This window comes from Streptomyces sp. NPDC052396, from assembly GCF_044593195.1.
GTDB lineage: Bacteria > Actinomycetota > Actinomycetes > Streptomycetales > Streptomycetaceae > Streptomyces.
On the sequence record NZ_JBIUAW010000005.1, the window covers coordinates 425706 to 445101 of the forward strand.

Here is a 19396-nt window from a genome sequence, read left to right on the forward strand (position 1 = left end):
TCATGCGGCTCCGCCCCGTAAGGGGCGCGACCGGCCATGAACGGCCCGCACTCGGGGTGCGACGGGGGCGTCCTGACCCGGCGAGGCACCGGCCGGATCCGTCGGACCCGGGCCGGCCGAGTGGCGGCCCGGCCGGAGTGCGTACGGTCGGCCCCCCGCGCATACGGTCAACCCGCCCGTGCCTACGGTGAGTCCCCCGTGCCCAGGGTGAGTCCCCCATGCCTACGGTGAAGGAGTGCAGGTGATCGACGGGCCAGGGCGAGCGCCGGAACGGTCCTGGCCGGGGGACCTGGCGGTCGCGGCGTTCTGCTTCACCCTGGCCACCCCGCTGGCGGTGGCCATCGCCTACTACCACCGGGCCCCGGCCACCTGGTACGTCGGCGGCCTGGCGGCGGCCTGCCTGCCGCTGCTCGCCCGCAGGCGGTGGCCGGTCCCGGTGGTCGCGGCGAGCCTGGCCGTCAGCATCGCCCAGATCGTCTGGCTCGCCTTTCCCGGCCCGTCGCCCGCCGCCACCGGGGTCGCGCTCTACACCGTGGCGCTGCGCGGCGACCGCCGCACCGCGTTGCGTATCGGCGCCGGCGCCACCACGCTGCTCCTGGCCGCCTCCCTGCTCCGCAACCCCGGTCTGGACTCCCTCTGGCAGCACCTGGCCATCGTCGCCGGGCTGGCCCTGGCGGTGGCCAGCGGCGATGCCGCCCGCAGCCGCTGGCAGCTGCTGGCCTCCGCCATGGAACGCGCCGAACGCGCCGAACGCACCCGGGAGGAGGAGGCCCGCCGCCGGGTCACCGAAGAGCGCCTGCATATCGCCCGTGAACTGCACGATGTCGTCGCCCACCACATCACCCTGGTCAACGCCCAGGCGGGCGTGGCCCACCATCTGATGGGCGCCGACCCCGACCACGCCTACCAGGCGCTCGAACGCATCCGTGACACCAGCCGGGCCGCCCTGGACGAACTGCGCGCCATCGTGGGGGTGCTCCGGCACGGCGAAACCACCGACGAGCCCCGTGAACCGGCGCCCGCCCTGGACGAGCTCGGCCGGCTGCTGGACGCCTTCCGCCACAGCGGCCTGGACCTCGCCCTGGAGCGCACCGGCCGGCCCGTGGAACTCGCGTCCATCACCGACCTGGCGGCCTACCGGATCATCCAGGAGGCGCTCACCAACACCCGCAAGCACGCCGGTTGCGTCCCGGCGCGGGTCCGCCTGGAGTACCGCACGGACGTCCTGCGCATCACAGTCGAGAACGACGGTCCCGCCGGTACGGGAGGGGGCCCCGGAACCGGCCCCGGCACCGCTCCCGGCACCGGCCACGGGATGATCGGGATGCATGAGCGGGCCAAGGCCGCGGGCGGCGTCCTCACCGCCGGACCACGTCCCGGCGGAGGCTTCCGCATCGCCGCCGACCTGCCGCTGAACCCCGGCCGAAAGGGCTGACCATGACCATCCGCGTGCTGCTCGCCGATGACCAGGCCCTGCTGCGCGGCACCTTCCGGCTGCTGATCGACGCCACCGCCGGCATGGAAGTCGTCGCCGAGGCCGCGACCGGACGCCAGGCCGTCGAACTCGCCCGCAGCCGGCGCGTCGACCTGGTGCTGATGGACATCCGGATGCCCGACCTCGACGGCCTCGCCGCGACCAGGCTGATCACCGAGGACGAGGACCTCGCGGGCGTCAAGGTCCTGGTGCTCACCACCTTCGAGAACGACGAGTATGTCGCCGAGGCCCTCCGCGCCGGTGCAAGCGGCTTCCTGGGCAAGGGCATCAACCCCGGTGAACTGCTGGACGCCATCCGGCTGGTGGCCGCGGGCGACGCACTGCTGTCGCCGACCGCCACCAAGGCCCTGATCGCCCGCTTCCTGTCCCAGCCCGCCGCACCCGGCCCGGAGCGGACACCGAGCCTGGCCGCCCTCACCCCGCGGGAGCGGGAAGTGGTCACCCTTGTCGCCACCGGCCTGTCCAACGACGAGATCGCCGAGCGGCTGTATGTCACCCCGCTGACCGCCAAGACGCATGTCAACCGGGCGATGGCCAAGCTGGGCGCGCGCGATCGGGCCCAGCTCGTGGTCATGGCGTACCAGGCGGGACTGGTCCGGGTATGAGCGAACCGGGCCGTATCTGACGGGACTTGACCGCACCGGTGCCGGGCCGGGCGTCCCCTAGACCGCGCGGCCCAGCCAGGCCGCCAGCCGGCCGTAGGCGTCCGCACCCTCCGGAGCGGGCCGTACCGGGCCGAAGGGCACGCCCTCGCCGCGCCGTTCGGCGGGCAGCACCCGGTGCGCCCACTCCAGCGCCCACTCCGCCAGCTCCTCGTCCAGCGGCAACGGATCGCCGAGCGCCCGGGACAGGTCCCAGGTGTGGGCGGTCATCTCCATCACCCGGCCCGAGAAGAGATAGGCCCGGCCCGGCATGGTGCCCCACGGCACGGTCACCGGCATCTCCAGCTTGGCGTCGTCCGCCCAGGCCGCCGTCAGCCGGGCCAGGGCCGTGTCATAGGCGGCGGCCCAGCCGTCGTCCGGCACGTCCAGGGCCGGCTGGGGCACGCCCGCCCGTCCGGTCTCGCCGAGGTCGGCGGCCGCGTTGACGCCGCCGACCAGGTGCGCCAGGAGGGCGCGCACATCGAACTCCTCACAGGGGGTGGGGTCCTGGAGCCGTTCGGCCGGCACGGCCGCGATCAACTGCCCCAACTGGGCCGCGGTGCGGGCGAGAAGGGGGCGCGGGTCGGTGGTGGTGTCCATGGGCTGCTGTCCTCCGTCAGGGATCTCGGTGAGCGGTCAGGACAGAGTCTGCGCACATAAGCTGACACCTGCCGTCAAGTTTTCCGGCGGGCTTCCAGGAGGGTGGGGACCAGGTGAAATCCGATCGTCTGCTGTCGGTCCTGCTGCTGCTCCAGACCCGTGGCCGGGTGCCCGCCGCCGAACTGGCCCGGCGCCTGGAGGTGTCCGTCCGCACCATCTACCGCGATATCGAGGCCCTGTCCGCCGCCGGCGTCCCCGTCTACGCCGAGCGCGGCCGGCACGGCGGCATCGCCCTGCTCCCCAACTACCGCACCGATGTCACCGGGCTCACCGCCGACGAGGCCCGCGCCCTCTTCGTACTCGCCGCCCAGGGCGGTGCCCATGCGGCCCTCGGCCTGGACGGGGCGCTGGGCTCCGCCCTGCGCAAGGTGATGGCCGCCCTGCCCGCACCGCACCGCCCGGCCGCCGAGGCGACCAGCCGCCGCATCCTGGTCGACCCGGTCCGCTGGATGCCCGGCCCGGCACCCGACACCGGCCTCGGCGAACTCCATGACGCCGTCTTCGCCGACCGGCGGCTGCGGCTGCGCTACCGCCACAGCGGCACCACCGAGCCGCGCGGCTACACCGTCGACCCCTATGGCCTGGTCGCCAAGGCGGGCGTCTGGTACCTGGTCGCCGACCACCGGGGCCGGCCCCGGCTCTTCCGCGCGGACCGGGTGGTCTCCATGACCGTCACCCCGGCGCCCGTGCGCCGCCGGGCGGGCGCCGAACTGGCGGACGTATGGGAGGTGCTGCGCCGCCAGGTCGAACAGCGGCGGACGGACGTCCTGGTGACGGCCCGGGTGCGCCGCTCCCGCCTGGACATGCTGCTGCGGCTGCGCGGCCACCAGCTGACCGGACCGCCGACCGGAGACGACCCGGCGACCGTCGAGTTCGCCTTCCCCGCGCCCGGCGCGGCGCGGGTGCTGCTGGCCTACGGCCGGGACGTGGAAGTGATCGCCCCGCCCGAGGTCCGCGAGGAACTGGCCCGGGCGGCGGCGGAGGCGGCGGCGCTGTACGGGGCGTGAGGCCGGTTACGGCGCCGATGTGGCTCGGTGGCCCGCATGGCCTGACAGGTCTGGACAACGAAGAAGGCCCAGGTCGCAGACCTGGGCCTCCGAAGGGCACGGATGGGGCACGAAAGGGGCCCGGCGTGCCGTGACCGGGCGCAGCGGTCCTGCGGTCCTTACAGCTTGGTCATCTTGGTGTACGGGCTCAGGATTCGCATTTGCGCCGAGCCGAAGTCCACGAGCGCAGCGATTCCGTCCTCGATGCCGATTATGCGGCCGAGGCCGTACATGTCGTGTGTGACCTGGTCGCCCACGGCGAAGTGCTTGGGAGCCGGTGTGACCGGGGCCTTGAAGGGGCTGGTGGGCAAATGGCGCTTCGGTGCAGCAGGCTTTGTCATTGACCCCAGTATGCGCCCTGCGAACTGCGCTGGTGGCTGACTCTCAGGGCAGGAGTGGTTGATTGCCGGATTTTGCTCCGGCAGGCGCTGATCCTGTCGGCCGGCCGGCAGACGGGCGGGATACGGGCGGTTCGGCCTCGTTGGAGGCCGAACCACCCGTACTCTTCGTGGTGTCTACGGCGTCATATAGCGGGCGCCAAACACTGGAGGCAATACCTCGTGCTGATTGCTCAGCGTCCGTCCCTGACCGAAGAGGTCGTGGACGAGTTCCGGTCCCGGTTTGTGATCGAGCCGCTGGAGCCGGGCTTCGGTTACACCCTCGGCAACTCCCTGCGCCGTACGCTCCTCTCCTCGATCCCGGGTGCGGCGGTCACGTCCATCCGCATCGACGGTGTCCTGCACGAGCTCACCACCGTGCCGGGCGTCAAGGAGGACGTCACCGACCTCATCCTGAACATCAAGCAGCTGGTCGTCTCCTCGGAGCACGACGAGCCGGTCGTGATGTACCTGCGCAAGCAGGGCCCGGGTCTGGTCACCGCCGCTGACATCGCCCCGCCGGCCGGTGTCGAGGTGCACAACCCCGACCTGGTGCTGGCGACCCTGAACGCCAAGGGCAAGCTGGAGATGGAGCTGACCGTCGAGCGCGGTCGCGGCTATGTCTCCGCCGTCCAGAACAAGCAGGTGGGCCAGGAGATCGGCCGTATTCCGGTCGACTCCATCTACTCGCCGGTCCTCAAGGTGACCTACAAGGTCGAGGCGACCCGTGTCGAGCAGCGCACCGACTTCGACAAGCTGATCGTCGACGTCGAGACCAAGCAGGCCATGCGCCCGCGCGATGCCATGGCGTCCGCCGGTAAGACCCTGGTCGAGCTGTTCGGTCTCGCTCGCGAGCTCAACATCGACGCCGAGGGCATCGACATGGGCCCGTCCCCGACGGACGCCGCCCTGGCCGCCGACCTGGCGCTGCCGATCGAGGAGCTGGAGCTCACGGTCCGCTCCTACAACTGCCTCAAGCGTGAGGGCGTCCACTCGGTGGGTGAGCTCCTGGCGCGCTCCGAGGCCGACCTCCTGGACATCCGCAACTTCGGTGCGAAGTCGATCGACGAGGTCAAGGCGAAGCTGGCCGGCATGGACCTGGCGCTCAAGGACAGCCCGCCCGGATTCGACCCGACCGCTGCCGCTGCCGCTGCCTACGACGCGGACGATCACGCGAGCACGGATTTCATGGAAACCGAGCAGTACTGAGGAAGATCCATCGTGTATTTGTGCGGCGGGGAGGAACTGCCGCGTACAGCAGCGTCTTGCCTGCCCCCTCGCTGCGGAGGCTCCGCGCAGACTCCCGGCCACGCTGGCACGGCAATTCCTCGCGATGCTCTGCACTGAGGTGCCGGAATACGGCTCGCAAAGGCACGGCAGAATCCAGGCGGGGAAGCAGCAGGTCGAGAAGCTGATCGCGCAACATGCCCGGTCTGAGGCCGGCCTGGCTGCGGACCTCTGGTGCGGATCCGGTGCACGACGCCTATCCCCAGGCTGACCACCTGGGGGTTTGTTGTGGAGCGGGCGGCGGCATGGCTATCGGCCTCCGCTGGGGAGGGTGACGGTGAAGGCGGCGCCCTGGGCTGTGCCGGCAGTTCGATGTCGCCGCCCGCGGCTCGTGCGAGGCGGCGGGCGAGGGCGAGGCCGAGCCCCGCGCCGTCGTGGGTACCTGTTCACGGTCACCGATATCGTCGACGGCGCAGACCGTGCGGTCGTCAACGGCGCGGTGATGCACGCTCTCGGCGCGAATCGGATGCATACGCCCCCTCTCTGCGCCTTCTCATGCGCTGGCGACACCTGCCGAGCTACGGAGGCTTGTCGCCAAAGTGGCGGGAACTCTACGGTGTCCTCGCCGTGGTGTTCGGGAAGACCGGTGCGAAACCGGAGCGGCCCTCGCCACTGTGATCGGGAAGTTGCCGCACTGCCCCCGCTCCCGCCTGTGGCGGGGAAGCCACGGGACTCAGGTCCTGGAAGGCCAGGTGCGGCGGCGTTCGACCCGTCAGCCAGGAGACCGGCCACGGCACCGCATGATGACCCATCCACGAGGTGCTGGAGAGGCTGCCCTGACATGACTATGCCCGCGAACTCCTCCGCGACGGCGGCTCCCGATGCCGCCGTCGCGATCCCGGCGACGCCGGTGATCCGCTGGGAGCGCAAGGACTGGATACGCACCGGTGGCCTGCTGGCGGTGATCGCCGCCATGCATGTCGTCGCCTTCGCGATCCTGGTGGTGATGGTCGCCCCGCACCACTACACCGTCGGCAAACAGGCATTTGGCCTGGGCCTGGGCGTGACCGCGTACACGCTGGGCATGCGGCATGCCTTCGACGCCGATCACATCGCCGCGATCGACAACACGACCCGCAAGCTGATGGCCGACGGCAAGCGCCCCATCTCGGTCGGGTTCTGGTTCGCCCTCGGCCACTCCAGCATCGTCCTCGCCCTCGCCGCACTGATCGCCACCGGCGCCCGGGTGGTCGGGACCCTCACCAACGACACCTCCAGCACCCACCAGACGCTCGGCATCGTCAGTACCTCCGTCTCCGGTGGCTTCCTCTACCTCATCGCGGCGCTCAACCTCGTCTCGCTGGGCGGGATCCACCGGGTCTTCAAGGCCATGCGGGCCGGGGAGTTCGACGAAAGGGAACTCGAGAAGCATCTGGACAATCGCGGTTTCCTCAACCGGATCCTGGGGCGGCTGACCAAGTCCATCACCCGGCCCGGACAGATGTACCCGGTCGGTCTCCTCTTCGGCATCGGCTTCGACACCGCCACCGAGGTCACGCTGATGGTCATGGCCGGTTCCGGAGCCGCCGCCGGCCTGCCCTGGTACGCGATTCTGTGCCTGCCGCTGCTGTTCGCCGCCGGGATGAGTCTCTTCGACACCCTCGACGGCACCTTTATGAACTTCGCCTACCACTGGGCGTTCTCCAACCCGGTGCGCAAGGTCTACTACAACCTCACCGTCACCGGACTCTCCATCGCCGTCGCCTTCTTCATCGGCACCATCGAACTCATCGGTGTCCTCCATGAACAGCTGAGCCTCGACGATCCCGTCACCGGGTGGATCTCCGGCATCGACCTCAACAACGTCGGGTTTGTCATCGTGGGCCTGTTTGTCGCGGTGTGGGCCTGCGCCCTGCTCTACTGGCGCGTCGCCAAGGTCGAGAACCGGTGGAAGGCGTCGGGGACCGACGGTCGGTGAGCGTCGACGGCGGATCTTCCCGATCGCGTGGGGAGCGGGGCGAGGGGGCCGAGTCCGGCCCCTCGCCCCGCGGGTCAGCCGGCGGCCGTGCGTCGGTCAGCGCGTAGTGCGCGGCGCCGTACGGCCTGGAGATGGCGCCGGTGTTCCTCGGCGGTGACCGGTCGCAGCTCGGGTACGGGCCGGGGGGCTCCGTGCTCGTCGATGGCGACGAATGTGAGCCGGGCGGTGGCCACTTCGGCGGTGGGCCCGGAGGCGTTCCACCGCTCGGCGGTCGCGCGCACGCCGACGTCCATGGAGGTGCGTCCCGCGTATTCGACGCTTGCGTGGACGCTCAGCAGGTCGCCCGCGTGGACGGGGGTGAGGAAGGTCATCCGGTCCACGGAGACGGTCACGGCGGGTCCGCCCGCGTGCCGTCCGGCGGCGGCCGCGGCGGCGTCGTCGATGAGTTTCATGATGACGCCGCCGTGGATGGTGCCGTACAGGTTGGTGTCGTGCTCGCTCATGATGTGGGCGAGGGTCACCTGTGAGTCGGCCGGGGCCTTGTGAGCCGGGCCGGTGGTGCTGCTGTCCATGGTCCGGCGGCCTCTCAGCCCTCGGTGGAGAGCTGGTGGCGGGCGTGCCGGGCGGCTGCGGTCATCAGTTCCAGGGCTGGGCGGACCTCGCCCCAGGAGCGGGTCTTCAGACCGCAGTCCGGATTGATCCACAGCCGTTCGGCGGGTACGGCGCGCAGTGCCCGGTCGATGAGGCCGGTGATCTCCTTCTCGGCCGGGACGCGGGGGGAGTGGATGTCGTACACCCCGGGCCCCACCTCCCGTGGATAGCCGGCGGTGGCCAGCTCGGCCGTGATCTGCATATGGGAGCGGGCCGCCTCCAAGCTGATCACGTCCGCGTCGAGGTCCTCGATGGCAGCGAGAATCTCCCCGAACTCCGCGTAGCACATATGGGTGTGGATCTGGGTGTCCGGCCGGACGCCGCTGGTGGCAAGGCGGAACGCCTGGGTGGCCCAGCTCAGGTAGGCGGGGCGGTCGGCGCCCCGCAGTGGCAGGGTTTCGCGCAGGGCAGGCTCATCGACCTGGATGACGGAGGTGCCCGTCGCTTCGAGGTCACGCACTTCATCGCGCAGGGCGAGAGCGACCTGGCGTGCGGTGTCGGCGAGGGGCTGGTCGTCGCGGACGAAGGACCAGGCGAGCATGGTGACAGGCCCGGTGAGCATGCCCTTGACCGGGCGGTCGGTGAGCGACTGGGCGTAGCGGGTCCAGCGGACCGTCATCGGCTCGGGGCGGGAGATGTCGCCGGCCAGGATCGGCGGGCGGACGTAGCGGGTGCCGTAGGACTGGACCCAGCCGTGCTGGGTGGCGAGGTAGCCGGTGAGCTGTTCGGCGAAGTACTGGACCATGTCGTTGCGTTCGGGTTCGCCGTGCACCAGGACGTCGACTCCGGCCTTCTCCTGGAAGGCGATCACCTCGCGGATCTCGGCCTCGATGCGTGCCTCGTACGCCGCGGTGTCGATACGGCCCGCGCGCAAGTCGGCGCGGGCGGTGCGCAGTTCGCCGGTCTGCGGGAACGAGCCGATGGTCGTGGTGGGCAGCAACGGCAGGCGCAGATGCGCGCGTTGGGCGACGGCCCGCTCCGGGTAGGGCTGGGAACGGTGGCCGTCGGCGGCGGTGACGGCGGCGGTGCGGGCGCGGACGGCAGGGTCGTGGGTGATCGGCGATTGGACGCGGGAAGCGAGGTCGGCCCGGTTGGCGGCGAGCTCCGCCGCGATGGCCGTGGTTCCCTCGGTCAGACCGCGGGCCAGGGTGACGATCTCGGCGGTCTTCTGCCGGGCGAAGGCGAGCCAGCGGGCGACCTGCCGGTCGATACCGCGCTCGGCCGCCGTGTCCAGGGGGACGTGGAGCAGGGAGCAGGAGGCGGAGACGTCCACCCGGTCGGCGAGGCCGAGGAGCGTGGCCAGGGTGGACAGCGACTTCTCCAGGTCGTTGATCCACACATTGCGGCCGTCCACGACGCCCGCGACGAGGCGCTTGCCGGGCAGGCCGCCGGCCGCCGCGAGGTCGTCGAGGTTGGCGGCGGCGGGCCCGGTGAAGTCCAGAGCCAGCCCTTCGACGGGCGCCTTGGCGAGTACCGGCAGGGCCTCACCGAGCCGGTCGAAGTACGAGGCGACCAGCAGCTTCGGCCGTTCGGTGAGCGCACCGAGGTCGCGATAGGCGCGGGCGGCGGCGTTCAGCTCGGCGGGGGTGCGGTCCTGGACGAGGGCGGGTTCGTCCAGCTGCACCCATCCCGCGCCGGCCGCCCGCAGGTCGGCGAGCACCTGTGCGTACACCGGCAGCAGCCGGTCCAGCAGGGTCAGCGGCTGGAAGTCCGCGGGGGCGCCGGGTGCGGGCTTGGCGAGCAGCAGATAGGTCACGGGCCCCACGAGCACGGGGCGCGCGGAGAGACCCAGTGCGGCCGCTTCCGTCAGTTCGGCGACCTGCTTGGCGGAGTCGGCGCTGAAGACCGTGCCGGGCCCGAGTTCGGGGACGAGGTAGTGGTAGTTGGTGTCGAACCACTTGGTCATCTCCAGTGGCGGCAGGTCCTCGGTGCCGCGCGCCATGGCGAAGTAGCCGTCCAGCGGGTCCGCCGCGACGGCGGCACGGTGGCGGTCGGGGATCGCGCCGACCATCACGGTGGTGTCCAGCACATGGTCGTAGTACGAGAAGTCGCCGGTCGGCACCTCGTCCACACCGGCCTCGGCGAGCTGCTGCCAGCTGGTGCTGCGCAGCACGGACGCGGTCCGGTGGAGTTCGGCGGCGCTGACGCGGCCCTTCCAGTAGCCCTCGATCGCCTTCTTCAGTTCCCGGTTCGGGCCCTGGCGGGGGTAGCCATACACGGTGGCGCGTACTGCCGCGGCTGCGGACTTGGCTGTCACAAGACTCTCCTTCGCGAGCTCTTGGCAAAACGACCCCGGGATGAGGCGAAGGCGCGAAGGATGGCAGACCGGGCGGACCACGCAGCCTGTGCCACCGCACACGCTCGTGCCCGCCTGATATATGCGCCGACCCGCCCTCGAGGTCACCGGGATCTCCGCGTACGCATGGGCGCACACGGGCAACGGGCAGGTCTTCGGACTCGCGGGCACGTCCGCCGGTCTCCCGGCGGGCACCTACTGGCCGTCGCTTCCCGGATCCGCGGCACGGATCCAGTGCGTATGACGGCGGTCGTTCCCACTCACCGCTGCGGGGCAGTCCCGGATTTCCACCGGGTTCCCTCTTACGACGCGCCCGCCTGGCGGACGGGGCGAACCTGTTGCCCCGCCAGATTAGGACGCGGGCCGTGCTTGCGGGTATCGCTGTTCCGGATTCCGGAAGGTGACCTGGGACACGGAAACCTCAGCTCTGGCCGCACCCGGGTCCCTCAGCCCCGGTCGTAGGGGTGGAACCCCCGGCCGGTCTTGCGGCCGAGCAGCCCGGCTTCGACCATCCGCAGCAGCAGCGGCGGCGGGGCGTACAGGGGTTCCTTGAACTCCTCGTACAGCGCCCGGGCGATGGAGGCCACGGTGTCCAAGCCGATCAGATCGGCGAGCCTGAGCGGTCCCATCGGATGGGCGCAGCCCAGCTCCATGCCCTGGTCCACGTCGGTGGCGGTGGCGAAGCCGGACTCCGCCATCCGGATGGCCGACAGCAGGTAGGGGATGAGGAGGGAGTTGACCACAAAGCCGGCCCGGTCCTTGGAGCGGATCGCGGTCTTGCCGAGCGTGTCGCGGGCGAATGCCTCTGCCGTGGCGGCTGCTTCGGTGCTGGTGTGCAGCGAGGTGACGATCTCCACCAGGGGCATGACCGGCACGGGGTTGAAGAAGTGCAGCCCGAGGACCCGGTCGGCCCGGCCGGTGGCCATACCCAGGCGCATCACGGGGATGGAGGAGGTGTTGGTGGCCAGGATGGCCCCCGGGTCCTCGACGATCTTGCTGAGGGCGGTGAAGATCTCCGTCTTGACCTCCGGGTTCTCCACGACGGCTTCGACGACCAGGTGCCGGTCGGCGAGATCTTCGAGGCTGGTGGTGAAGACGAGCCGGGCCAGAGCGTCTTCGGCGGTCGCCCGGTCCGTCTTGCCGCGGTGGACGGCGCGTTCCAGGGAGGTGGCGACCCGCTCGCGTGCGGCCCGGGCGGCGGCGGTGCCGGCCTCGCACACGACGGTGTCCAGTCCGGCGCGGGCACAGACCTCGGCGATGCCGGCGCCCATCCGGCCGCCGCCGACGACGCCCACGCGCTGGATGCCGGTGGTCATGACCGCTCGGACGCGGTCGGTCAGTGTGCTGTTGGGCATGCGGGGGCTCCTCGGTGGGAGCGGCGGGGCCGGGGCCCGGCCCCGCCGCGAACGGGTCGGCTAGTGAAACTGTTCTTCCTCGGTGGAGCCGGTCAGCGCCGTGGTCGAGGAGGCGGGGTTGACGGCGGTGGAGACCAGGTCGAAGTAGCCGGTACCGACCTCGCGTTGGTGCTTCACTGCGGTGAATCCGTGCCGCTGGGCGGCGAACTCGCGCTCCTGCAGGTCCACATAGGCGGTCATGCCGTGCTCGGCATAGCCGCGGGCGAGGTCGAACATGCCATGGTTGAGGGAGTGGAAGCCGGCCAGGGTGATGAACTGGAAGCGGTAGCCCATCGCGCCCAACTCCCGCTGGAACTTGGCGATCTGGTCATCGTCCAGCGCGGCCTTCCAGTTGAAGGACGGCGAGCAGTTGTAGGCCAGCATCTGGTCCGGATGCTCGGCGTGGATCGCCTCGGCGAACTCTCGCGCCTGGGCCAGGTCCGGGGTGCCGGTCTCCATCCACAGCAGGTCGGCGTACGGGGCGTAGGCGAGCCCGCGGGCGATGACCGGAGCCATGCCGTTGTGCACCCGGTAGAAGCCCTCCGCGGTGCGCTCGCCGGTGCAGAAGCGGGCGTCGCGCTCGTCGACGTCGCTGGTCAGCAGGTTCGCGGCAAGCGCGTCCGTACGGGCGACGATGACGGTCGGCACGCCGGCGATGTCCGCGGCGAGACGGGCCGCGTTGAGGGTGCGGATGTGCTGGGCGGTGGGGACGAGGACCTTGCCGCCGAGGTGACCGCACTTCTTCTCCGAGGCCAGCTGGTCCTCGTAGTGAACACCCGCCGCACCCGCCGCGATCATCGCCTTCGTCAGCTCGAAGGCGTTGAGCGGGCCGCCGAATCCCGCCTCCGCGTCGGCGACGATCGGGGCCAGCCAGTCGGTGCCGTCCCGGGAGCCCTCGGCGGTGGCGATCTGGTCGGCGCGCAGCAGCGCGTTGTTGATCCGACGCACCACCTGCGGCACCGAGTTGGCCGGGTACAGGCTCTGGTCGGGGTAGGTGTGTCCGGCCTGATTGGCGTCGGCGGCGACCTGCCATCCGGACAGGTAGATCGCCTGCAGTCCGGCCTTCACCTGCTGCACGGCCTGGCCGCCGGTGAGTGCGCCCAGCGCGTGGACGTAGTCCCGCTCCTGGAGCTGCCGCCACAGCCGCTCGGCGCCGCGCCGGGCCAGCGTGTGCTCCTCGCGGACGCTGCCGGAGAGCCGGATCACCTCCTCGGCCCGGTAGGTGCGCTCCACGCCCCTCCAGCGCGGCTCACTGGCCCACCGCTGCGCGAGCTCCTCCGCCGTCGTCTGTGCCTGTGTCATGACCGTCTCCCGGTTCGCATCTCTGCCAAGGGTGTGAAAGGCGACGTTCCTGCCTCTGGGATGCGGCCCGCTGTGCCCCTCGCTCGTGCCCGAGCAATGCGAGACGTGGACGGAAGACCGACCGGATGTGCCGGGATCTCCGACATCAGGGCGTGAATCGTGCCCGGTTACCGGTCCGTTCGCCGTGGGCTCCGGCGGGCCGCACCACGACTCTCGCAGCGGCACCGAGTGCCATCAACTGTGGCCTCGTGCCAACTTCTGCCAATCTTCGACGCCGCAATTGCCAAGGCTGCGAAGGCTTATGAGCCCCTGCTCGCACCTACGATGCGGGTGGCGGGAGGAGGCCCGGGGTGAGCAAGACCTACGCAGGGACACGGCTGCGGCGACTGCGCGAGGACCGTCGGATGAGCCAGGCCGAGTTGGCCCGCGTCCTGGCGATCTCCCCGAGCTACCTCAACCAGATGGAACACGACTCCAGGCCGCTGACCGTGCCCGTGCTGCTGCGGCTGACCGAAGCGTTCGGCGTCGACCCCGGCTTCTTCTCCGAACGGGACACCAGCCGCCTCGTCGCCGACCTGCGCGAGGCCCTGGCCGACGAGGTCGCCGACGCCCGCGTCTCCGCCTCCGAGCTGTCCGAACTCGCCCACCGGCTGCCCGGCGTCGGCGAAGTCCTGCTCCGGCTGAGCCGCCGCAACCAGGAGCTCAGCGAGCGGCTCGCCCAGGCCGCCGACGGCCGCGGCGCGGGCAGTGGCCCAGCCACTGCCCGAACGCCGCACGAGGAGATCCGCGAGTTCTTCTACCGTCGCCAGAACTACCTGCACGACGCGGACATCGCCGCCGAGGAGCTGGCCCAGCGCATCGGCATCCGCCCTGGCGAAGTCCGTCAGGCACTCGCCGCCCAACTCGCCGGCCAGCATGGCGTACGCATCACGGCCGACGGCGACCGGCCGCACCACTACGACCCGCAGACCCGCACCCTGCACCTCTCACCGCGCCTGCGCCCCGGCCAGCAAGCCTTCCGCATGGCCACCCAACTGGCCCTGCTCGCCTACGGCGACGAACTCTCCCGGCACGCCGGAGAGGACTTCGACGAGACCTCCCCGGCCTGGAAACTGGCGCGGATCGGGGTCGCCAACTACTTCGCCGCCGCGCTGATCCTGCCCTACCGCGACTTCCACGCCGCCGCCGAGGACGTGCGCTACGACATCGAGCGCCTCACCGACAGGTTCGGCCTCGGCTATGAGACCGTCTGCCACCGCCTCAGCACTCTCCAACGCCCCCGCCTGCGCGGAGTGCCGTTCTCCTTCGTCCGCGTCGACCGCGCCGGCAATATGTCCAAGCGGCAGTCCGCCACCGGCTTCCACTTCTCCCGCGCCGGCGGCACCTGCCCGCTGTGGAACGTCTACGAGGCGTTCGCCGCGCCCGGCCGCATCCACGTCCAGATCGCCGCCATGCCCGACGGACAGCGGTACCTGTGGACCGCCCGCACGGTCACCCGCAGCCGTGGTGGCTGGGGCGAACCCGGCAAGACGTTCGCCATCGGCCTGGGCTGCGAGATCCGGCACGCCTCCCGCCTCGTCTACTCCGATGGCCTCGACCTGGCCAACGCCTCCGCCGCCACGCCAATCGGCATGGGCTGCCGGGTCTGCGAACGCCTGGACTGCCCCCAGCGCGCTGTCCCCCCGCTCGGGCAGCCGCTCGCCGTCGACGAGAACACCAGCACTTTCATCCCGTACCCGGTGTCCGAACTCGCGCTCTGAGCTTGGGAATCAACCGGTGTTGGAGGGGTAAAACCCGGTCTGGCTGCCGGGGCCCGTCCGGACGACGTCGTCCGGGGAGCGCTTAGGTGCCCGGCCCGGGCGTGTTCTCGTCGCCCTCTACACCGCGTCCCGCAGCATTGTCCGACGGCACCGCGGGTGTCAGCGTCTGTTCGGCCGCGACCCGTGGTCCCGGTCCGGCTGCCGGAAGGCAGATCGGGCACAGACATCCTGAAGGTCAGTGCGCCCTGAAGGTCAGTGGTCGTCCCAGTGCCCGTCGTGCTGGGCATGAGGAAACGCGTCTCGCAATGTGAGACTCGGCGGCCCCATCCGCCGTCCCGCACCTCGGAAATGCGCTTCGGTCGCGCGTTGCCCACAAGTTAGGGCATGCGGAGGGCACGGAGGGGCGTGACAGGTCTGGACAACAAAGAATCCCCAGATCTCCGACCTGGGGATTCTTGTAAGAGCGGGCGACGAGAATCGAACTCGCGCTCTGAGCTTGGGAAGCTCATGTTCTACCATTAAACTACGCCCGCGCGGACGCCCTTCAGGGCGTCGCATCGTCGCACACTCTACCTCATGCAAGCCCCTTGGTGAACCGTTCACCGAGGGGCTTCTCGCATATGCGGATGGTGTGGAAGGGGTGGGACGGGCGTACGGACGGCGGGAGTTGGGGCGTAGCGTGTGGGCGCGGAAAGCGGCCCGGGGGAGCTGGGAGTGCCGTGTTCGAGCAGGTCCCTTATATCCCCTAATGTGGCTTTTGTCGTTGTTTGTGTGGGGAAAGGGAGCTTCGATGGAGCGCACTGTCGTTCGTTGTGCCGAAGGGCACGTTTTCAGCACCGCTTCGTTCCCGATGCAGAATCTCGGCCCCGACCGGCTGGGCCCCGGGCGGCTGCTGCGCTGTCCGCGCTGTGCGCGGCTGCGGCACTCGGTGCCGGTGGTGCTGGAGAAGCGTTGATCATAATCGGCAGGTAGGGCGCGCGGGCCCGGTCCCCTCGGACCGGGCCCGCGTTGTTCGCCGTCTCCGCGTATCCTTCGATCCGTGCTTCTCTCAGACAAGGACATCCGGAAAGAAATCGACGCCGGCCGGGTGCGGATAGACCCGTACGACGAGTCGATGGTGCAGCCGTCGAGCATCGATGTGCGGCTGGACCGCTACTTCCGGGTGTTCGAGAACCACCGGTACCCGCACATCGACCCCGCGGTCGAGCAGGCGGACCTCACGCGTGAGGTGGTGCCGGACGGCGACGAGGCGTTCATCCTGCACCCGGGGGAGTTCGTCCTCGCCTCCACCTACGAGGTCATCACGCTTCCCGATGACGTCGCCTCGCGGCTGGAGGGCAAGTCCAGCCTCGGCCGGCTGGGGCTGCTGACACACTCCACGGCCGGCTTTATCGACCCGGGCTTCTCCGGGCATGTCACCCTGGAGCTGTCCAATATGGCCACGCTTCCGATCAAGCTCTGGCCGGGCATGAAGATCGGGCAGTTGTGCATGTTCCGGCTGACCTCCCCGGTCGAGCACCCCTACGGGTCCGTCAAGCACGGCTCCCGTTACCAGGGACAGCGTGGGCCGACGCCCTCGCGGTCCTTCCAGAACTTCCATCGCACGCAGGTCTGAGCAGACTCAGAGCAGGACAGGGCAAGAAGCAACAGTGAGTGACAAGCGCGAGAATCTGACCTACCCGCTCTTCGGGCAGGCCATCCGAGAGCTGGCCCAGACCATCGCGGACGACGGCTATGAGCCGGACATCGTCCTGTCCATCGCGCGCGGCGGCGTCTTTGTCGCGGGTGGCCTGGCCTACGCCCTGGACTGCAAGAACATCCACCTGGTGAACGTGGAGTTTTACTCTGGGGTCGGCACGACCCTGGAGATGCCCGTCATGCTGGCTCCGGTGCCCAACGCGATCGACTTCTCCAACAAGAAGGTCCTGATCGCCGACGATGTGGCCGACACCGGCAAGACGCTGAAGCTGGTGCACGACTTCTGCCTGGAGCACGTTGCCGAGGTCCGCTCTGCGGTTATCTACGAGAAGTCCCACAGCCTTGTGAAGTGCGAGTACGTCTGGAAGCGCACTGAGGAGTGGATCAACTTCCCGTGGTCGGTGGAGCCGCCGGTCGTTCGTCGTGAGGGTCAGGTCCTCGACGCATAGAGGGACGCCCTAGGGGTGTGAACTCGAACACTGACTGGAACGGTGCTGAGCCTCGGCGTAGCCGTTCACAACCGTTCTTTGCCGTTGATCGCCGTCATTGTGCTGAATCCGTGCTGAGTCTGGTGCTCTCCAAGCTGGTCACTCAGCACGGGCCCAGAGCCGGGTGGCAAAGTAGTCGATAGCGCCTTCGGAGCACTGGTCAGCCTCTCGGACCAGGGCTCGGTCAAGATGAGGGTCTGCCCCAATCGCTGGTGTGCCAGATGGCCCCCTGTCCAGTTCGGGCAGGGGGCCATCTGTGTGGCATGGAGTGTCGCCGAGCCCAGGCGTCGGCGCGGTGAGAGGACTACCGCTGGACAGCTGGCGGCGTGATCAGTTCCAAGTGGGCCTGAGCCGATCGGGAGAGGCTGTCCAAGATCGCTTTACCCTTGCTGGCGGTGGCAACTGATGGTCTGCCGATGATCCCGTTGGTCGTGTAGCCGGCCATGCCCAAGGTGAGCAGATGCGGGCGGCGGGGCGCGGAGTGGTCGTCTTCCTTGATGCCGTCGCGTACCAAGTGCGGGGCCCCGTGGAGCAGCAGCGACACCTCGAACTCCCCGCCGTGCATGTCCTCTGCTCCGGTGCTCACCAACTCGGCGTCGGCTCGGGCCCGGGAGCGGTCCTCGCTCACCGGGAAAAGAGCGACCTTGGGCCCATGCACGTTGATCTCTTGGACGACGTTCTGAAGGACGTAGTTGCCGCCGTGACCGTTGACGATGAGGAGGCCAGGAACGCCTGACGCTTCGAGTGATCGCCATATGTCGTTGACCATCGCATAGAGCGTGCTGGCGGTGATGCTGACGGTCCCTGCCATGGGCGCGTGCTCGTGGGAGCAGGAGATGGTGATCGGCGGCAGGAGAAACAGGTTGTGGTCGTCGGCGATCCGGCGGGCGATCAGGCAGGCAATGGCTGTATCGGTGGTGAGCGGCAGGTGATCGCCGTGTTGTTCGAAGCTGCCGACCGGCAGTACGGCAACCGCCGGGCCGCGCTCGCGCTCGTCGCTGGAGGTGGCTTGCGTGATCAGGTCGTCCATGGTCCTAGCGTTTCGTACCAATCCCGATCGTGTCATGCCGCGAACTGCTCCTTTGTGGCGCGGAGCTGATCGAAAAACGTCGCGACGGCGGGATGCGTGCGCTGGCCTTCCACGGCCTTCGCTACTGAGGAAAGTTCTGCGAGGGTCCGAGCGGATCCCGTCTGCGCCACGATGGCCAGTGCCTTGGTCGCGGCCTCGGTGCCCTGCTCCAGCTCTCCGACTTTGACGTGGGCGCGTGCGAGCCGGGCGAGATAGACCCCTCGGTCGTTGCGGTAGACCGGTGGCAAGGCGGCTAGCTGGTCCTGGAAGAGCTGGACGGCCCGCTGTGGTTGGCCGAGATCGATCCAGCAATTGGCGCGTTGGATCTCGATGTACGTGGGTGTGCAGTACGAGGTGTCGAGAGATGCCGTGATGGAGGATTCCGCCGGCGCGCTGGCTAGCGCATGAGCCTCGTCGAACTTGGCGAGAGCGGCTTTCGGGTTGCGCATCAAGGCGTAGCCCTGGGCCTCTTGTTGGGCAGCCAGCGCTGTCAGTTGCGGTGTCAGCGAAGAGATGCGTTGGGCTGCCCTCGCCAGACCGACAGTCCTTTCGGCGCTGGCCTGGGCGGTTGCCTGGTTGCTCTTGCGGAAGAGGATGTACGCCTGCATGTGGTCGTCGGCCGCTTCCTGGGCCCACTCCATCGACCTGTCGGACCAGTAGGCGGCGGCCGCGAAGTCCCCTAGGTCCTGGTAGAGCCACCCGATGAACTCGGCTACCTTGCCGCCCGTCCGCAACAGTGAGTCGCGCTGGGGTCCGGCAGCCATCTCCAAGAGCTGGGTGATGGTTCGGGCGTGCTGGACCACAGCCGGGATGGTGTGGCGCGAGCCGAAGTAGTTGGCGCCCTGATAATGCTGGGGCAGTTGGCTTTCGATGAGACTGGCCACGAACTCAGGGTCGGCCGTGTCCTCGTCCACGCTTGGTGACCACAGAGGTTCGGGCGCCGGCACACCTGACGTCCAGGTGGTCGGCATCGGCGTTGGCGCAGCGTTGGGGGCGGCCTCCCAGTCGCGGCGGGCCAGTCCAAGCATGTGTCCCGGGATGCGGAGCCCGTCCGCGATCCGCTCGATAACGAAGATCCGCTCTACGGCGCGTTCGCCCTTGATGATCTCGCCAACGCGGCTCGGGGACAGATCAACCAACCGCGCCAGGCGCGAGGGGTAAATTCCGCCGCGCTTCGCTAACTGAAAGACCTTGGTGAAGTCGCGACTTCGGCATGCCTCGATCATCTCTGCGCTGTTGAGCAGGCGTTCGGGGATGCCGCCTGGAGGGTCGGGCTTGGGCATGAACCACGCTCCGGGGAAGGGCGGATACGCG

General features: G+C 69.6%; 17 protein-coding genes, 1 tRNA gene and 2 riboswitches. Of the genes, 9 read left to right on the forward strand and 9 right to left on the reverse strand.

All coding sequences use genetic code 11. From position 1 onward, the window contains the following. The first annotated feature begins 241 nt into the window (after positions 1 to 241). Positions 242 to 1435: a sensor histidine kinase gene (locus ACIHFE_RS15935; RefSeq protein ID WP_400106802.1), complete on the forward strand. Its 1194-nt coding sequence runs from the start codon at positions 242 to 244 to the stop codon at positions 1433 to 1435. A gap of 2 nt (positions 1436 to 1437) precedes the next feature. Further along, a complete protein-coding gene (locus tag ACIHFE_RS15940; protein ID WP_400106804.1) occupies positions 1438 to 2100 on the forward strand; it encodes a response regulator in 663 nt (220 codons plus the stop codon). A gap of 57 nt (positions 2101 to 2157) precedes the next feature. On the opposite strand, the gene ACIHFE_RS15945 is transcribed toward ACIHFE_RS15940, so the two are convergent. Continuing rightward, complete coding sequence (locus ACIHFE_RS15945) at positions 2158 to 2736, reverse strand: TIGR03086 family metal-binding protein (protein ID WP_400106806.1); 579 nt, start codon at positions 2734 to 2736, stop codon at positions 2158 to 2160. 113 nt (positions 2737 to 2849) lie between these two features. Between ACIHFE_RS15945 and ACIHFE_RS15950 the strand changes: the two genes are divergently transcribed. Then, positions 2850 to 3803: a helix-turn-helix transcriptional regulator gene (locus ACIHFE_RS15950; protein WP_400106808.1), complete on the forward strand. Its 954-nt coding sequence runs from the start codon at positions 2850 to 2852 to the stop codon at positions 3801 to 3803. 158 nt (positions 3804 to 3961) lie between these two features. Here ACIHFE_RS15950 and ACIHFE_RS15955 read toward each other — a convergent pair whose 3' ends face one another. After that, a complete protein-coding gene (locus ACIHFE_RS15955) occupies positions 3962 to 4183 on the reverse strand; it encodes a hypothetical protein (RefSeq protein WP_390777377.1) in 222 nt (73 codons plus the stop codon). Between the two features lie 219 nt (positions 4184 to 4402). On the opposite strand from ACIHFE_RS15955, the gene ACIHFE_RS15960 reads away from it, so the two are divergent. Both ACIHFE_RS15960 and ACIHFE_RS15965 read left to right on the forward strand, forming a co-directional pair. Continuing rightward, on the forward strand, positions 4403 to 5428 hold the full coding sequence (locus ACIHFE_RS15960) for a DNA-directed RNA polymerase subunit alpha (RefSeq protein ID WP_400106810.1): 1026 nt from the start codon (positions 4403 to 4405) through the stop codon (positions 5426 to 5428). A gap of 629 nt (positions 5429 to 6057) precedes the next feature. Further along, positions 6058 to 6254, forward strand: a riboswitch (cobalamin riboswitch). A gap of 33 nt (positions 6255 to 6287) precedes the next feature. After that, positions 6288 to 7424 (forward strand): HoxN/HupN/NixA family nickel/cobalt transporter, encoded by a 1137-nt coding sequence (locus ACIHFE_RS15965; RefSeq protein ID WP_400106812.1) that lies wholly within the window; start codon positions 6288 to 6290, stop codon positions 7422 to 7424. 74 nt (positions 7425 to 7498) lie between these two features. Here the strand turns inward: ACIHFE_RS15965 and ACIHFE_RS15970 are convergent, their stop codons facing one another. From ACIHFE_RS15970 to aceA, 4 genes are all read right to left on the reverse strand, one after another. Beyond that, complete coding sequence (locus ACIHFE_RS15970; protein ID WP_400106814.1) at positions 7499 to 7996, reverse strand: acyl-CoA thioesterase; 498 nt, start codon at positions 7994 to 7996, stop codon at positions 7499 to 7501. 14 nt (positions 7997 to 8010) lie between these two features. After that, positions 8011 to 10332, reverse strand: coding sequence for a 5-methyltetrahydropteroyltriglutamate--homocysteine S-methyltransferase (gene metE, locus ACIHFE_RS15975; protein ID WP_400106816.1), 2322 nt, complete (start codon positions 10330 to 10332; stop codon positions 8011 to 8013). A gap of 167 nt (positions 10333 to 10499) precedes the next feature. Further along, a riboswitch (cobalamin riboswitch) is annotated at positions 10500 to 10725 on the reverse strand. A 92-nt stretch (positions 10726 to 10817) separates the two neighbouring features. Beyond that, complete coding sequence (locus ACIHFE_RS15980) at positions 10818 to 11687, reverse strand: 3-hydroxybutyryl-CoA dehydrogenase (RefSeq protein WP_400107026.1); 870 nt, start codon at positions 11685 to 11687, stop codon at positions 10818 to 10820. Between the two features lie 99 nt (positions 11688 to 11786). Next, complete coding sequence (gene aceA / locus ACIHFE_RS15985; RefSeq protein WP_400106818.1) at positions 11787 to 13067, reverse strand: isocitrate lyase; 1281 nt, start codon at positions 13065 to 13067, stop codon at positions 11787 to 11789. Positions 13068 to 13417: 350 nt separating this feature from the next. Here aceA and ACIHFE_RS15990 point away from each other — a divergent pair, with 350 nt between their 5' ends. Continuing rightward, positions 13418 to 14827, forward strand: a complete 1410-nt coding sequence (locus ACIHFE_RS15990; protein ID WP_400106820.1) for a short-chain fatty acyl-CoA regulator family protein — start codon at positions 13418 to 13420, stop codon at positions 14825 to 14827. Positions 14828 to 15289: 462 nt separating this feature from the next. Here the strand turns inward: ACIHFE_RS15990 and ACIHFE_RS15995 are convergent. Next, positions 15290 to 15360, reverse strand: a tRNA-Gly gene (locus ACIHFE_RS15995). Between the two features lie 257 nt (positions 15361 to 15617). On the opposite strand from ACIHFE_RS15995, the gene ACIHFE_RS16000 reads away from it, so the two are divergent. The 3 genes from ACIHFE_RS16000 (at position 15618) to ACIHFE_RS16010 (ending at position 16974) form a co-directional block, all read left to right on the forward strand. Beyond that, positions 15618 to 15782, forward strand: a complete 165-nt coding sequence (locus tag ACIHFE_RS16000; RefSeq protein ID WP_400106822.1) for a hypothetical protein — start codon at positions 15618 to 15620, stop codon at positions 15780 to 15782. Between the two features lie 84 nt (positions 15783 to 15866). Beyond that, the gene (dcd, locus tag ACIHFE_RS16005) at positions 15867 to 16442 is read left to right on the forward strand and encodes a dCTP deaminase (RefSeq protein ID WP_109282128.1); all 576 of its coding nucleotides are present in this window, start codon (positions 15867 to 15869) and stop codon (positions 16440 to 16442) included. 34 nt (positions 16443 to 16476) lie between these two features. After that, positions 16477 to 16974 carry a phosphoribosyltransferase gene (locus ACIHFE_RS16010; RefSeq protein ID WP_400106824.1) on the forward strand — a complete coding sequence of 166 codons (498 nt, stop codon included), beginning with the start codon at positions 16477 to 16479 and terminating at the stop codon, positions 16972 to 16974. Positions 16975 to 17317: 343 nt separating this feature from the next. On the opposite strand, the gene ACIHFE_RS16015 is transcribed toward ACIHFE_RS16010, so the two are convergent. Beyond that, entirely contained in the window at positions 17318 to 18043 is a 726-nt protein-coding gene (locus tag ACIHFE_RS16015) for a creatininase family protein (protein ID WP_400106826.1), read from the reverse strand. A gap of 32 nt (positions 18044 to 18075) precedes the next feature. Continuing rightward, positions 18076 to 19365, reverse strand: coding sequence for a tetratricopeptide repeat protein (locus ACIHFE_RS16020; RefSeq protein ID WP_400106828.1), 1290 nt, complete (start codon positions 19363 to 19365; stop codon positions 18076 to 18078). Between the last annotated feature and the right edge of the window lie 31 nt (positions 19366 to 19396).

Coding starts and splice junctions, on each gene's coding strand:
- ACIHFE_RS15940 (WP_400106804.1), top strand. CDS start 1,438: ATGACCATCCGCGTGCTGCTCGCCGATGACCAGGCCCTGCTGCGCGGC.
- ACIHFE_RS15945 (WP_400106806.1), bottom strand. CDS start 2,736: ATGGACACCACCACCGACCCGCGCCCCCTTCTCGCCCGCACCGCGGCC.
- ACIHFE_RS15955 (WP_390777377.1), bottom strand. CDS start 4,183: ATGACAAAGCCTGCTGCACCGAAGCGCCATTTGCCCACCAGCCCCTTC.
- ACIHFE_RS15965 (WP_400106812.1), top strand. CDS start 6,288: ATGACTATGCCCGCGAACTCCTCCGCGACGGCGGCTCCCGATGCCGCC.
- ACIHFE_RS15970 (WP_400106814.1), bottom strand. CDS start 7,996: ATGGACAGCAGCACCACCGGCCCGGCTCACAAGGCCCCGGCCGACTCA.
- ACIHFE_RS15980 (WP_400107026.1), bottom strand. CDS start 11,687: ATGACCACCGGCATCCAGCGCGTGGGCGTCGTCGGCGGCGGCCGGATG.
- aceA (WP_400106818.1), bottom strand. CDS start 13,067: ATGACACAGGCACAGACGACGGCGGAGGAGCTCGCGCAGCGGTGGGCC.
- ACIHFE_RS16000 (WP_400106822.1), top strand. CDS start 15,618: ATGGAGCGCACTGTCGTTCGTTGTGCCGAAGGGCACGTTTTCAGCACC.
- ACIHFE_RS16015 (WP_400106826.1), bottom strand. CDS start 18,043: ATGGACGACCTGATCACGCAAGCCACCTCCAGCGACGAGCGCGAGCGC.
- ACIHFE_RS16020 (WP_400106828.1), bottom strand. CDS start 19,365: ATGCCCAAGCCCGACCCTCCAGGCGGCATCCCCGAACGCCTGCTCAAC.